Source organism: Lujinxingia sediminis (genome assembly GCF_004005565.1).
Lineage (GTDB): Bacteria > Myxococcota_A > Bradymonadia > Bradymonadales > Bradymonadaceae > Lujinxingia > Lujinxingia sediminis.
This window is the reverse complement of the sequence record NZ_SADD01000012.1, coordinates 1-14,105: the sequence shown is the minus strand read 5'-3', so window position 1 is coordinate 14,105 and position 14,105 is coordinate 1. Positions and strand designations below refer to the sequence as shown.

The 14,105-nt window shown below is 63.6% G+C and carries 10 protein-coding genes; 5 read left to right on the top strand and 5 right to left on the bottom strand.

Features of this window, described 5'->3' with window-relative positions; translation table 11 throughout:
• Positions 1 to 157: 157 nt before the first annotated feature.
• A complete protein-coding gene (locus EA187_RS15965) occupies positions 158 to 2,920 on the bottom strand; it encodes an FG-GAP repeat domain-containing protein (protein ID WP_127780913.1) in 2,763 nt (920 codons plus the stop codon).
• A gap of 220 nt (positions 2,921 to 3,140) precedes the next feature.
• On the opposite strand from EA187_RS15965, the gene EA187_RS15960 reads away from it, so the two are divergent.
• A complete protein-coding gene (locus tag EA187_RS15960) occupies positions 3,141 to 5,093 on the top strand; it encodes a hypothetical protein (RefSeq protein WP_127780912.1) in 1,953 nt (650 codons plus the stop codon).
• 19 nt (positions 5,094 to 5,112) lie between these two features.
• On the opposite strand, the gene EA187_RS15955 is transcribed toward EA187_RS15960, so the two are convergent.
• Positions 5,113 to 5,751: a glutathione S-transferase family protein gene (locus tag EA187_RS15955; protein WP_127780911.1), complete on the bottom strand. Its 639-nt coding sequence runs from the start codon at positions 5,749 to 5,751 to the stop codon at positions 5,113 to 5,115.
• Between the two features lie 172 nt (positions 5,752 to 5,923).
• Here EA187_RS15955 and EA187_RS15950 point away from each other — a divergent pair, with 172 nt between their 5' ends.
• Positions 5,924 to 7,042 carry an AI-2E family transporter gene (locus EA187_RS15950; protein ID WP_115607926.1) on the top strand — a complete coding sequence of 373 codons (1,119 nt, stop codon included), beginning with the start codon at positions 5,924 to 5,926 and terminating at the stop codon, positions 7,040 to 7,042.
• 148 nt (positions 7,043 to 7,190) lie between these two features.
• Here EA187_RS15950 and EA187_RS15945 read toward each other — a convergent pair whose 3' ends face one another.
• On the bottom strand, positions 7,191 to 8,891 hold the full coding sequence (locus EA187_RS15945) for a serine hydrolase (protein ID WP_206524404.1): 1,701 nt from the start codon (positions 8,889 to 8,891) through the stop codon (positions 7,191 to 7,193).
• Between the two features lie 10 nt (positions 8,892 to 8,901).
• Positions 8,902 to 9,669: a 7-alpha-hydroxysteroid dehydrogenase gene (hdhA, locus tag EA187_RS15940; protein ID WP_115607924.1), complete on the bottom strand. Its 768-nt coding sequence runs from the start codon at positions 9,667 to 9,669 to the stop codon at positions 8,902 to 8,904.
• Positions 9,670 to 10,076: 407 nt separating this feature from the next.
• Here hdhA and EA187_RS15935 point away from each other — a divergent pair, with 407 nt between their 5' ends.
• Positions 10,077 to 11,036 carry a hypothetical protein gene (locus EA187_RS15935; protein WP_127780910.1) on the top strand — a complete coding sequence of 320 codons (960 nt, stop codon included), beginning with the start codon at positions 10,077 to 10,079 and terminating at the stop codon, positions 11,034 to 11,036.
• Between the two features lie 260 nt (positions 11,037 to 11,296).
• Complete coding sequence (locus EA187_RS15930) at positions 11,297 to 11,719, top strand: DUF1622 domain-containing protein (RefSeq protein WP_127780909.1); 423 nt, start codon at positions 11,297 to 11,299, stop codon at positions 11,717 to 11,719.
• Positions 11,720 to 11,869: 150 nt separating this feature from the next.
• Here EA187_RS15930 and EA187_RS15925 read toward each other — a convergent pair whose 3' ends face one another.
• Entirely contained in the window at positions 11,870 to 12,517 is a 648-nt protein-coding gene (locus tag EA187_RS15925) for a hypothetical protein (RefSeq protein ID WP_127780908.1), read from the bottom strand.
• Positions 12,518 to 13,035: 518 nt separating this feature from the next.
• Between EA187_RS15925 and EA187_RS15920 the strand changes: the two genes are divergently transcribed.
• Positions 13,036 to 13,725: a cupin domain-containing protein gene (locus EA187_RS15920; protein WP_127780907.1), complete on the top strand. Its 690-nt coding sequence runs from the start codon at positions 13,036 to 13,038 to the stop codon at positions 13,723 to 13,725.
• Positions 13,726 to 14,105 lie beyond the last annotated feature (380 nt).

Genomic DNA, 14,105 nt, shown 5'->3' with positions numbered 1-14,105 from the left:
GCCTCGCGTTCGCGCTCCGGATTACCAGCAGCGGTGTCTCCCCCTCGGAGAGACTGAGTTGTTACTGATACCTTCTTTTGTGCCACACATGCCCCCCCCGCACAATGCGACGCCCCCACGACAACCAGTCGCCCCCCCCTTTGAGCGACCGCCCCTCTTAGTGCCGACGCAACACACGAATGCCGTTGGCATGAGCCCCCACCACAACGTCATCATCTCCATCACGATCGACATCGAACACACGCACGCTGGTTCCGTGCAGCCCCGCTGCCACGCCCTCACTGCTCAAGTTCTGCGGATGAGCCAGATAATAGAGCGGAGCTCCCCCATTGACAGCCACGATCATCGCCTCGGCCGAACCATCGCAGTCAAACTGCCCGACCGCCGCCGACACCTCGGTCGCCGGCCTCGTCGACGACTGTGCGCTACCAAACCCACTGGCCGTACCCGGCACGAAATAGCGCATCCCAGTTGCCGGCAAGAGCAGGTCCGCGCGTCCGTCGTTGTTCAAGTCCGCCAGTACCGGGTCCGCCCCCAATGACACTGTCCCGTTTACCACCGTGTTCGGCGAGTTGAATGTGCCGGGAGAGGCCGCCCGATAGAGCGATACTTTTGTAGGATAGATGGCGACAAGATCGCGATCCCCATCACCATCCGGGTTAAACGAGCGAAGCGCACGGGCGCGAGGCACTGTTGCGTCGATGATCGTCGGCGCCCCAAACGTCCCGCTACCGTTGTTAGGGGAGAGCGCCAGACTCCAATCCGACGACCGAATCGACCCGATCGTCGTGACGATATCCAGGTCCCCATCGCCATCCATATCATCCAGCACCAGCCCACCGGTCCCCGGCTCCCCGCCCGGGCTAAACTGGAACGCCTCATAGGGCGCCGCAAACTGCCCACTCCCATTGTTGATATAGACCTGGGCCTTCATCGTCTCCCCAACCGCGACGATGTCGAGGTCGCCATCACCATCGACATCGCCCAACGCCACATCGCTCTGCGTGCGGAAGGGCGAAACCGCCACCGCCTGAAGATACGTCGCCGAAGCGAAGTTCCCTCCGCCCTGATTCAGATACGTGAAGAGACGCGTGTCGAGGTTGTTCGCATCATGGATGACCGGAGCACATACCACATCAATGCGGCCATCCCCGTTGATATCGCCGGCAGCCATAGCGATGCATCCGCGATCCGCGCCATACGTGGTCGCTACCCCAAAGCTCATCGTCGTATTGTCGATGGTTCCATCGCAGTTGTCGTCGACGCCGTTGCACGTCTCCGCGCTGGGATGTCCCGGCGATGCGCTGCACGTCAGACTCTCACTCCCCAGATCACAGATACGACTGCCGGTGCGTCGGCAGGCACCCACGCCCACCGAACAGCTGTTCCCGAGCCCCGACACATTATCCGGGGTTCCGTCGCAGTTATCGTCGACGCCGTTGCACGTCTCCGTCTGGGGACTTCCGGCCGTCGCGTTGCACACCAGCGCACGAGCCCCCACATCACACACCCGCGTACCGCTCGCTGCGCACTGCCCCGTACCTACCGAACAGCTCGTCCCCAACCCCGGCACATCATCGACCGTCCCATTGCAGTTGTTATCCCGCCCGTCGCACACCTCGGCGCTCGGGGAGCCCGCAACCGCGCTGCACGCCAGAGTGCCGGTGTTCGTATTGCAAACCCGCGTACCGCTCGCTGCGCACTGCCCCGTACCTACCGAGCAGCTCGTCCCCAACCCCGGCACGTCATCGACCGTCCCATTGCAGTTGTTATCCCGCCCGTCACACACCTCGGCGCTCGGGGAGCCCTCAACCGCGTTGCACACCAGCGCCCCGGCGTCGATATCGCAGATACGCGTACCACTCGCTGCGCACTGACCCGTACCTACCGAACAGCTCGTCCCCAACCCCGGCACGTCATCGACCGTCCCATTGCAGTTGTTATCCCGCCCGTCGCACACCTCGGCGCTCGGGGAGCCCTCAACCGCGTTACACACAAGCGCCCCGGCGTCGACATCGCAGACCCGCGTACCGCTCGCTGCGCACTGACCCGTACCCACAGAGCAGCTCTCCCCAAGACCGGGAACATTGTCGACCACACCGTCGCAATCATCATCCAGACCGTTGCATGTCTCAGACTGCGGACCTCCGGCGCTCGCGTTACACACGAGCGCCCCAGCGTCGATATCGCAGACCCGCGTACCGCTCGCTGCGCACTGACCCGTACCCACAGAGCAGCTCTCCCCAAGGCCGACCACGTTATCAACCTCACCGTCGCAGTCGTTATCGACCCCGTCACAGACCTCCTCACCAGGCTCAGCGCTCAGCGCGTCACACACAAGCGTACGCGCCTCCACATCACAGACCTGCACACCGCTGGCCGCGCACTGACCCGTGCCCACAGAGCAGCTCTCCCCAAGGCCGACCACGTTATCAACCTCACCGTCGCAGTCGTTATCGACCCCGTCACAGACCTCCTCAACCCCGGGGCCTGCCTCCACGCTGCACGTCACCGACTGGCCATCGTCCCCGCAGATCATCTCTCCGCTGACCTCGCACTGCCCCTCTCCGCTGACGCAGACCTCACCGAGGCCGGCAAAGTCTTCGTCGATCTCTCCATCGCAGTCATTGTCGACCCCGTCACAGATCTCATCCGGGGCCTCACATGCCGCCCACTCCCCCTCCACACACATCTGGATCCCCCGACAGCTCTCGCTGAGATCGCAGACCTGCTCCTCACCATCGAGGCACGGCTCAACGTCCCTACCCCCGACATCCTCGGCATTCGCGTCCTCCCCTCCGTCCCAGGCGTCCCCGCCCGCATCGAGCTGCTCAAGCTCCTCCACGCTATCGCCGCAGCCTGCCCCCAGCACCACAATCACCATCAACACCAACCACACACCCTGACCTTGCCTCACCATGCACCCCTCGCCCTGGATCAATCCTAATGCGCCTCAACCACGCAGCCCTGCCGCCCGAACCTGCCTTCTTTAACCGATGGCCTCGCACCCTATCGGGCCACTCCACCTCACACAAGGCAGTGGCGGGTCCATTCAAATCCTGGCTCTTTGCGCAGGACACCCCCTTCATGTTCATGCTACGCTCCCCTCTCAACCTACACTCTGGCAGGAGGGGCTCCCCATGCTCACACGTTCAACGCGCTCGAATGCCTCCGGCGTTCTCTTGTACCTCATTCTGACAGGCGTATGGCTCACCCTGGTGGGCTGCGCCTCCGGCGGCACCGCAGCGCGTTCTACGGCGATGAACCCCGCATTTGAGCGCGGCTGGACAGCAGACGTCGACGCGGTCTGCGCTCACGAAAGCTGGGATGACGATGCAGAGATCCCCCTTGAGCGTCGGGGCTATGCGCCCTACCAGGTCTTTGAGCGCTACGCCTCTCGCGACCTCCGATTCGACCTTTATGAAAAGCAATGCTCCGAGGGCCGCGCGGAAGGCTGCCTGCTTGTCGGCCTCATGTTCAATGCCGACGCCGATGAACCCGACGCCGATCCGCGCGCTCGCTCCGCAGCCTACGATGCCTTTCTGCAGGGCTGCTCTCTTAACTTTGGCCCGGCGTGCACCGCCGCCGTCAACACGCTCCTTCACCACCCCGACGTCGACCCGGAGGCGGCCGCATCCGGCAAGGCGATGTTCGGACTGGTCGGCGCTGCCTGCTACCGAGGCGACGCTGACGGATGCCGAATCCTGGCCCGGGACGTGGAGTTTCCCGAGAGCGCCTCACCCGACTTGATTCAAGACCTGGTCGTGCAGGGCAACAGCCTGGGCTGCATCTATGGTGATCCTCAAGCCTGCACCGCCCTGAGCCTGCTCCGCATTCAGAACAACGATCAGGCCTGCGCCGCAGCAGCCCTTCGCCGAGGCTGCGCGCTGAACGATAAGGAGGCCTGCCAGCAGGTGGAGACAATCGCCCGCACCCAATGCGCCTCCGGTTCCGACCTCTGCAACGACATGAGCTCCTTACTTGAACGCCCGCGTCAGAAACGACCGCCCACCTGGCGCGATGGCATGCGTGAGGCCTGTGCCAACGACGACCCCTTCTCCTGCCATCTCCTCGCCCATATGACCCTCGTGGACGGCGGCAGCCCCGACGAGATGCTCCACGCCATCGACATGCTTCAAACCAGCTGCCAGGCCAATATCCCCGGAGACTGCACCACGGCCTACAACGTCGCCCGCTACTTCTTCGACAACGCCGGATCTGAAATCCCCCTGGACCCCGCCATACTCGCCGCGCGCGTCATCGCCGCCGCGACCGTCGGATGCGACGCCGGCAACCGCGATATCTGCTTCGAAGGTGCCTTCTTCGCACTCCCCACCAACCTCGCCATCACAGAGCACCTCGAGATCGACATCGCGACCAGCGTCGAACTGAGCCTGGCGGGCTGCCATCTCGGACACGGCCAGGCCTGCGCCATTCCCCATCTCATCCGCCCCCTCCTTCAAGGGGAAACGCTCGCCAACCTCAACCGCGCCGTCGAGGAGCTTCACGATGAACATGCCCCGCTCTGCGAGCAGCTCCCCGGCGATACCTCCTGCCTCCTCACCGGCGCCGCCCTCTACGCCATGGCCGACATCGAGCATCAAGAGCAGGGCTTCAAGCTCATCGAGAAAAACTGCGACGCCAACCACCAGGAAAGCTGCTCCTACCTCGACCTCGTCGCTGGCCGCCCTCAACGCACCGCGGTATCCATGCCTCACTCCCACCTGCAATGCCTCTCCCCGGGTGAAGAGATTCCCCCGATCACCTGCTCCTCAGGCCCCTTCCAAAGCCTCTCCCCTCGCCAGTACGCCGCACGTCACGGCTGCGGCGTAAGCGACATCACCGCCCTGACCTCCTCCCATCAACGCCCGGTGGAAACCTGTGAGATCCAGGGACAACAAGCCTTCCTCATGAACCTGCAATGCGCCGACGGCTCCACCCCCGTCACCAGCCGCCAGGCCGCCGCCAGCATGCGCCAGGGCAGCCGAAAAGGCGGTGGCCGTTGCAACAACCCCGTCGACCTCTATGTCATCCCCTGCCCCGAAGGGGACTACGAGGTCTACATCGACCTCTACATGTGCCCTGCCCCATGAGTCTCAGCCCCTGCTCCACCTAATCAGCCGCCGAAAAGTGCGCCAGCTGATCCTCCAGGGCCTTCTTAAATGCCGGCCGCTCGCAAGCCCGCTCCACATAGGCGCGGCAGGCCGGATGCCCCTCCAGGCGATCAAAGCGGTCGACCAGACGCAACACATCCGCCATCAGAATATCCGCGATAGAAAACCTCCCGGCCAGCCAGGTCTGCTCAGCGAGTACCGCCTCGATATGATCGAGCCTCGCCATAAGAAAGGTGTCGAGGCGTTCCCACTCCGGAGTCTCTTTTGAGAAGCCGGAGAACTCGAAAATCGTCCACGGCAGGCTCGCCATCTCCACCGAGTTCAGCGCGGCGAAGACCCACGCCATCACCTCCACGCGCCGATGATACTCTGCCGGCAACAACACCTCACTTTTCTGGCCGAGGTGCATGAGGATCGCACCACTCTCAAAGATCGAAAGCTCCCCATCGCTCAGCCAGGGCACCTGACCAAAGGGTTGGTGCGCAAAATGCCCCTCCTCGCGATCGCGGAAGGGAACGCTCTCGACCCGGTAGGGCAATGCGGCCTCTTCCAGCGCCCAGCGCACGCGCAGATCTCGCACATAACCACGAGGCAGATCGGGGACCCAGTCGAAGGTGGTCAAGACCAACTCATTCATCGTTTATCTCCATCGCGTGTGGGGAGGGGACATGTGCACATCTTTTCGTGCCACCCCGTGGCACTCACCGAGTTCTGATACCCCCCGGGGTGAGTACGTTATCGCATACGCAGCGAGTTGTCTGGTCGTGAGGTGGACCCCTTGAAGCCACGATGGCAGAGGAGCAAACACGATGAGCGCAGACACGCCCAATCCCGATCCGCGCGCTGATTCATGCCAGAACCACCACGAAACGAGCTTCTCCCCCTTCATCCGCCACGCCGCAAGCATCCTGGCCATGGTCGTCTTCATCACCATCGGCCTGCTCTTCCTCTGGGAGATGAAGACCCTGATCCTGGTCATCTTCCTGGCCATCCTCCTCTCCATCTTTCTGCGCTGGCTCAGCGACCATCTCCAGCGTCGCACACCGCTCAACGGGCTCTGGGCTCTGCTCACCGTCGTCATCGCCCTGCTCGCTCTTACTGGAGGGGCCGGCTGGCTGATGGCCCCCGCCATCGCTACCCAGGTCAACGCCATTCGCGAGATGATCCCTCAAGCCCTTGACGAGCTTCAGGCCTGGATCGCCCAGACCTCGGCCGGACCCCGCATCCTCGCTGAACTCGGCGCGCTCGACCCGGCCAGCTTCTTCACCAACGAGATCATCGGACAACTCGGCGACGCCTTTGCTGGAGGCCTCAACTTCCTCACCAACGCCGCCCTTGTTCTCGTCGTGGGGGTCTACCTGGCCATCGATCCCGGAACCTACAAACGCGGGCTGATCCACCTCGTCCCCATGCACTACCGCCCCCGGGCCGAGACCATCCTCAACGTCTGCACCCACCAGATGATCTGGTGGCTCCTGGGACGCCTCCTGGCGATGGGTGCCGTCGCCCTTATCGTCGCCATCGGCCTCTGGGCGCTCGGTATACCCTTGCCCTTTACCCTCGGGTTCATCGCCGGGCTCTTCTCCTTCGTCCCCATCCTCGGCTCGATCGCTTCCTTTCTCCCGGCCGCCCTGGTCGCCCTCCTCGTCGGCCCTGAATTCGTCCTCTGGGCCGGCCTCGTCTTTCTCGGTGCCCAGGCCATCGAAGGCAACCTCCTCACCCCCATCGTTCAAAAGCGCTTTGTCTCACTCCCCCACGCCCTCACCCTGATCTCCCAGGTCATCGGCGGTATCCTCTTCGGGCTTGTCGGCGTCACCGTAGCAACACCCCTGGCCGTCCTTCTCATGGCGCTCGTCAACATGATCTACGTCGAAGACGTCCTCGGAGACACCACCCCTTACACCGACCTGGCCGACAGGCTCCATTGACCCTGGTGTCGCGCTGGCCTCTCCGCTCCCCTGCGCCCACAGGGCCTTACGCCCGACGTAAAAACGCCCCCTGAGCGCGCCAGCGCGCTCAGGGGGCGTTTCTCATTAAACACCTCAACCCGGGTTCGACTCACGGAAGAGCCGAGGTTTAGCGACGCGCCACAATCGTGCTCCCTTCCGAGGTCATCAGGATCAACGCGCCGCTCTCGTCGATCCGAAAGCTCTCCACCTGAGACAGGAGCTTGAGAAGCTTACGCTCCTGATTCTCCAGCGCCGGCACACACGCTCTACGTGTGGTGCCCGCCGGCGACATCGTCAGCTGCTCACCTTCACTCTCATAGCTGCCCATCACCCGGTTGCAGCTGGCGCTTCCGCCAAAACGACCATCTCGCCAGAACTGAAGCGTCGCATGACTTGAGTCGATGATGCCTTCTCCGGCGATATCTTCAATCACCCATTCCGGCCCCAGCAGAGGCGTCTCATCATGCGCCATCACATACTCCGCCACGGCCCGATACGCCGGCAACGCCACCGGATCGCTGGCGGCGTTGGCCGCCCTCGGGTGCGACGCAAAGCGCACAATCACCATATCGGCGCGAGGATCGATCCAGAGGGTCTGACCATGAACGCCTCGAGCGGCATACGCTCCGTGCTCATCGTGACTCACCCACCACATCCCGCGATAGCTCCAGCCCTCCAACATCGTGTAGCCCGCCGCTTTAAAGGCCTCGCGATCGCCCCCCTGACGGATGCTCTCAATCGCCCGCGGCGGCACGATCTGCTCCGAGCCTACGCGCCCCCCATCAAGAAGCATCTGCCCCAGACGCCCCAGGTCCCGCAGCGTCGCGTTAAACCCTCCCCCGGCAAAGGGAGTCCCCACCGAGTCGACCGTATAATACGCCTCGCGCTCCGCCCCGATACGGCTCCAGATACGCTCCGAGAGCAGCTCCGCCACCGAGCTCCCGGTGGCTCTGGCCAGAACCCAACCCAGCGCGTCGGCGTTGACCGTCTTATAACCAAACGCCTCCCCATGCGTGCCCTGCTTCTCCACCCCCTGCAGATACTCCATGTAGCTCCGTGGGCCGCGGTACCCCTCGGGAGGCGGCAGCGGGCTCCCGGCCCGGGCGTGCGCCCACACCTCGGCGTTCGGATCGCTGTAGTCCTCCGAGAAGGCCAACGCGCTGGTCATATCCATCACCTGGCGAAGCGTCGCATCACCAAAGGCGCTCCCCTCAAGCTCAGGCACCAACTCCCCCACCAACGCCTCCTCATCAAGCGCCCCCTCGGCCACCAGAATCTCGCCAAGCAGACCCGTCAGCGACTTCGTCACCGACATCGCCCCGTGCAAACGCTCCGGGCTCATACATCCGCTGTAGCGCTCGTAGACCACACGCCCGTGATGCATCACCAACACCCCGTCGGTGTACAACGCATCCAGCGCCTCCTCCCAGCTCATCGCCTCGCTGCCATCGGACGGCTCCACCCTCACCTCGGCCAACCCCGGCATCAACTCGACCTCCAGCGCCCCCGCAGCCTCCGGGCCCCGCGCCACGCCTACCGTCGGCATCAACTCTCGAAAGTGGCACACCGTCCAGCGCAGACGCGGAAAGCTGAAATAGTCACCTTCATAAAAACGAATCACACGATCCTCCGCAGGCGGATACCCCTGCATCCAGCCCAGCTTCCCGGGATCGGAGCTCGCTGCATCCCAACGCTCCTCGGACCTGCTTTCCACATCCGCCTTCGCTCCCTCTTCCAGGTTCGGTGTCGAATCGCTCGTTGCAGGCGGTGCACTCGCGCACGAGACACTCAGGCCCACAACCACCAACACCATCGCTCGTAGCATCATCACGTCTCCTTCAGTCCAATTCCTGCACACCGCCGCCCGAGACCGTCACGATCTGCCCACTGATCCAACCCGCCGCAGGCGAACACAAAAACAGCGCCGCGTTGGCCATATCATCCACCTCACCCAGACGCCCCAGAGGGGTATGCTTGAGCATTCGCGCCTCGATCTCCTCGTTAAGAACCGAGCTCAACGCCTCGGTACGCGTGGCCCCCGGGGCAATACCGTTCACCCGGATATTCTCCCCGCCCAGATCAAAGGCGATGTTCCGAATCAAATGATTGGCCGCAGCCTTCGAAGCACCATAGGCCGCCATGCGTTTATTTGTGTTCTCCCCGGCCATCGACGTGATCCCCAGAATCGCCCCCCCTCCCACCTGCGCCATCTTCGGCGCCACCAGCTGAGAGAGGCGAAACAACGAGAAGAGATTGAGTTCAAAGGCCTGCCGAAACGCCTCCATCGGCATATCAAAGGGCTTTGGCCCTCCCCCGCCGGCATTGCTCACCAGAATGTCCAGACGCCCGAATCGCCCCACGCACCCCTCTACCAATGCCTCCAGATCAGACTCCCGGGTCACATCACACGCCAGGGCCTGAGCCACTCCCCCTTCATTCACGATCGCTTGGGCCACCGCCTCAGCCGCCTCCTCACTGAGATCACTGACCACCACACGCGCTCCAGCCGCCGCAAACGTCCGGGCAATCCCGCGCCCAATCCCCGCGCCGGCTCCGGTGACCACGGCCACCTTGCCCTTCAACATAAACATCTCGATATCAAACATGGTCGTCTCCTTGACTCAGTGCCAACACATCGCAAGAGCATCTCGGCGCCCCATCCCGGCTTTCCCTGACCTGCACGCCCTCCTATCCGGCAAAACCTCGCGCTCCGCCCGCATCACGAACCTCCCCGGCAACCTAACCGCCCCAATCGCTCTGACGAGTCCCCGGCCTGACGAATACCTCCCGAATCACTCCACACCTTCCGCCTTGCCCCGGAGGTCCTCCTCGGCCGTGTGCCCGGGGGGAAACGATGCCTCATTCACATCGCGCCCCATCCCCGAGGCAAGTCCCTCTGCGTGATGCCTCCCGACGCCCCGAGCATCAGCTGGCCCCTCCCCCACCGCCGCGATACACTCGCGCCGCCTAAAACGCGTTCATAACGCCTCCACTCCCACTCCGATCGAGCGACGTGCCTGCCTTGATTCCCCTCTTCGTGACGCTATCCCTGCTGGCTTCCCTGGCCACGGCCTGTGCCAGCGCAGCATCACCCGCAACGTCCCCCGCGTCACCGACCCTTGAACGCACGGGCACCGTCATCCAGACCGAGTTCCGCATCACCCCTCCGCCACAACTTCCAGCGGGCTGCACCTTCACCGACGACGATCCGATCTCATACATCCTCACCTGCGGCGTAACGCTGAGTTTTTTGGCCCGCGTGGAGACCACCGACATCACCCCCCTCATGATCGCGACGCAGGAGAGCAGCGTCGAGCACACCCTTCAGAAGGCGAGCTGGTCGGTCTACCGCGGGAATCGGGTTGAGGTGAGCGCTGACGCCGGCACCTTGCAGCTGCGGCACTTCCGGGCCGAGCGTCACAATGAGACCATCAACGCCTTTGCCGGATACGCCCCGAGCGGGCCGCAGCGTTACCGCTTCTTCACCTGTTTTCTGCCCGACCAACTTATCGCGAACTGGGCGACGGAGTGCTCCATCCGCCTGCGTCTGCTCCGGGGGCTGGCCAACGCCAATCGCCTCACCGGTCTGTACCTCGCCGGCGAGCCCATCGAACTCCCCGATGGCTGCCAACTGATGGAGAAGAACATACGCTGCGAGAACACCATCTTCTCCTGGACCGAGCATCCCGCGTCCATCTCGCGCCACGACCTGGAGTCTCGTGAGCAGGACTTCGTCAGATCCTTCCCCGACGCACTTCCCATCCCTTTCGACTGCGAATTTCTCGGCGAACCTGTCGCATGCTCGGGCTGGCGGGTCGACAAAGAGGGCTACCTGCCCCAGCTCGTCCTCACCGCCTACCCGACCGTTGGCGACACCACCCTCCAGCTCTCCTGCGAGGCGGCAATCACCGAAGAAGCCTCCCTGCATATGCCCGCCTGCGAGCCCTTTCTTACCGTGTCGCGCAAGCAGTGAATCTCCTGCCCGGAACCGAGCCTGCGATCATACCTTCACCCGCATAAAAGCCAGACAATGTCCCTGTCTCGGACGGACACGCCACAGACGATGTCCCTGTCTCGGACGGACACACAGCAGACGGACACACAGCAATCACCGAAGAAGCCTCCCGGCATCTGCCCGCCTGCGAGCCCTTTCTTACAGTGTCGCGCAAGTAGTGAATCTCCTGCCCGGAACCGAGCCTGCGATCATACCTTCACCCGCATAAAAGCCAGACGATGTCCCTGTCTCGGACGGACACACAGACGGACACACAGACACACCTCAAGCTCATAAACACTTGCGCTCGTCCCTGTCTCGGACGGACACATACCGCGCTCCTCGCCATTGCCGCAGGCCTGGGAGGCGCGCTCGTCCTCGCGCTCCGGCAGCGCGCTCGTCAGAACGACTGGAGCGGCACCTACGACCACCTCCGACGCCGCGTCGGCCGCACCCTCCTCATCGCGCTGGAGTTCTTACTCGCCGCCGAGATCGCCCGCTCCATCTTCGCTGGCAAGACGTTGAACGCGGCGCTGACGCTGGGTGTGGTCGTCATTGTCCGAACGTTTTTGAGCATCGCCATCGAGATGGAGATCAGCGGGCGCTGGCCCTGGAACTCGGCTCAACATAAACCGCCGCATAACAGCAAGACTGGGCATTGAACCCGGAACCTCCCCACCTCGGCGATCTCACATCGCGACGAAGACACCTCGCCCTACTGCCCGCATGGCCATCACGTCTGACTCACGGGAACGGATGCCCCCCGGGTCACACATCACACCTCCGATCGAACCCCGTCGATCAGCCCCTCTTCACCAGATGTCGCTCATTCGCGGCGAGCTTCCCCACGGCGTCTGCTCGCGCCCCGACGCCTGGCTACCGGCAAAGTCACTTCGGCCATTAAAAAACTCATCTCGCCCCCCCAACGCGTCGGGCAATGGGCCATGGTTGTGGTAATCACACCGGTGAATCCCCACCTCATGTGATCCCTTAAGTTGCAACATCACGCCAGAGCTTCCGGTCCAGATCATGTGGATATCCTCAACCTGCAAAAGCCACTCAATAATCTCATCATCCGTCGCACCCTGCTCGTAGCGCTGCCAGACTTCGTCGCCCAGCGCGCCGGCACGTCGATCGGCCTCCCGCCGCTCGGCATCTGACGGGCAGTTCGCGGAAGCCTCACACCCCGCGCCGGTGCTGGATCTCGCACGCCGCCAACGCTCAGTTAGACGTATCAACCCCTCTTTCACCCGCAATCGACGCGCCGAAGCCTCGTCACCCTTCTGCACCGCACGGGTCAGAGTCTCCCCGACAAACGCCATCGCCTCCTTCCGGGCCCCCGCGGCGCGCATCTCCGCCCGGGCCTCCTCCACCACGGCGTCCATCCGTTCCACGGTCGCCGCTGTCACCACCTCCCGTATCGCGGCGGCGCGCCGCTCCGCCCCCGGGTCGCAAGACATGGCCGCAAACACAACCAACGCCACCACGACCGCAGGCAAGGCCCGCTCTCGCAAGACACAATAGACCTTCGACCGACATCTTCGCGTTCGCATAAGCGCCCCGGTGGGAAAGCATCAGAACATGCAAGCGTAACGGCATGAGCGGGAGACGTCAGGCGAAAAACGGTGGTTAACCGCATAAACACTCGACCTTGTCCGTGTCTCGGACGGTCCTGCCCGGCGAATCTCATCATCGTTTTCAACGCGCCCTCACACCTCCAGCTTGCCAGCCCACATCTTGCACCGACGATGTGGGGGACGAGCGGATGGCACACCTGCGGAGCGTGCCCCCCTCTCAGCTCGCACAAACGCGGCGGCAGCGCCCCGCCCGGACACACCTCACAACCGCCTGGCGTTGCGCCCCTCGATCCTGCGATCACCCGCATAAAAGCTCGCGTCTGTCCTTCTCTCGGACAGTCAAATTCGGACAGTCAAATTCGACCGCCCAGCCTGCCTCATCATCTCCCCGGAGTTCCCCGATGCGCCTCAATGACGACTTCGCTCGCCGCACTCTCGTGCACGCCTCACAGCAACCCTGGGTGCCCAGCCCGGCCGCCGGCGTCGAGCGGCGGATGATCTTCCGACGCGGAGCGGAGAAGGCGCGGGCCACCTCCATCGTGCGTTATGCGCCGGGAAGCGCGTTTCCCTCCCACGTGCACACGGGCGGAGAGGAGTTTCTGGTACTCGTCGGCGTCTTTCAGGACGACGCGGGCGACTACCCGGCCGGGAGCTACGTGCGCAACCCGCCGGGAAGCTCGCACGCCCCCGCCGCGAAGGATGGTGCCATCATCTTCGTGCGCCTCTGGCAGTTTCGAGCCGACGACACCACCCACGTCGTGCGCCTTCCAGGAGAGGGCCAGCAGGTTGCGCCGCGCCACGAGGGGGGCTCAGCGCGAGTGCTCTTCGAGGACGAGCACGAGCAGGTCCGCCTGGAGACCTGGGCACCGCACACCGAGGTCGCGATCGACCACCCCGATGGCCTGGAACTTCTGGTCATCTCGGGACAACTCCACCTGAGCGAGGGGCCGGTCACCGCACAGGGCTGGCTCCGCCTCCCGGCCGGCGAACCACTCGAGGCCCGCATCGGCCCCGAAGGCGCGCACGTCTGGATGAAGCTCGCCCCCCTTCTTCATGCGAACGTATCTGCCTTCGATGACGCGCCTGCCTGACTCGCCGGCTCCTGCTCAAGAGCGGAAAGACCCCATAAAACCTTGCGATGGTCCCTCTCTCGGACGGTCAACGTCACCCACAACTTCCCAAACGTTGAACCCAATGCGGCCCGAATCACTCCCCCCACAACTCGCCCCACACCCGCATAAAACCTTGCGATGGTCCCTCTCTCGGACGGTCAACGTCACCCACAACTTCCCAAACGTTGAACCCAATGCGGCACGACTCACTCCCCCCCACAACTCGCCCCACTGAACCTGCCCCGGTTTCTTGGACACCCACCCACCGGTTAAACTGGTGGACCAAGGAGGTGAACGATGTCCAGAAAACGACCGTATCGAAGCTACACCGACGAATTCAAACGCGACGCCATCCGGCT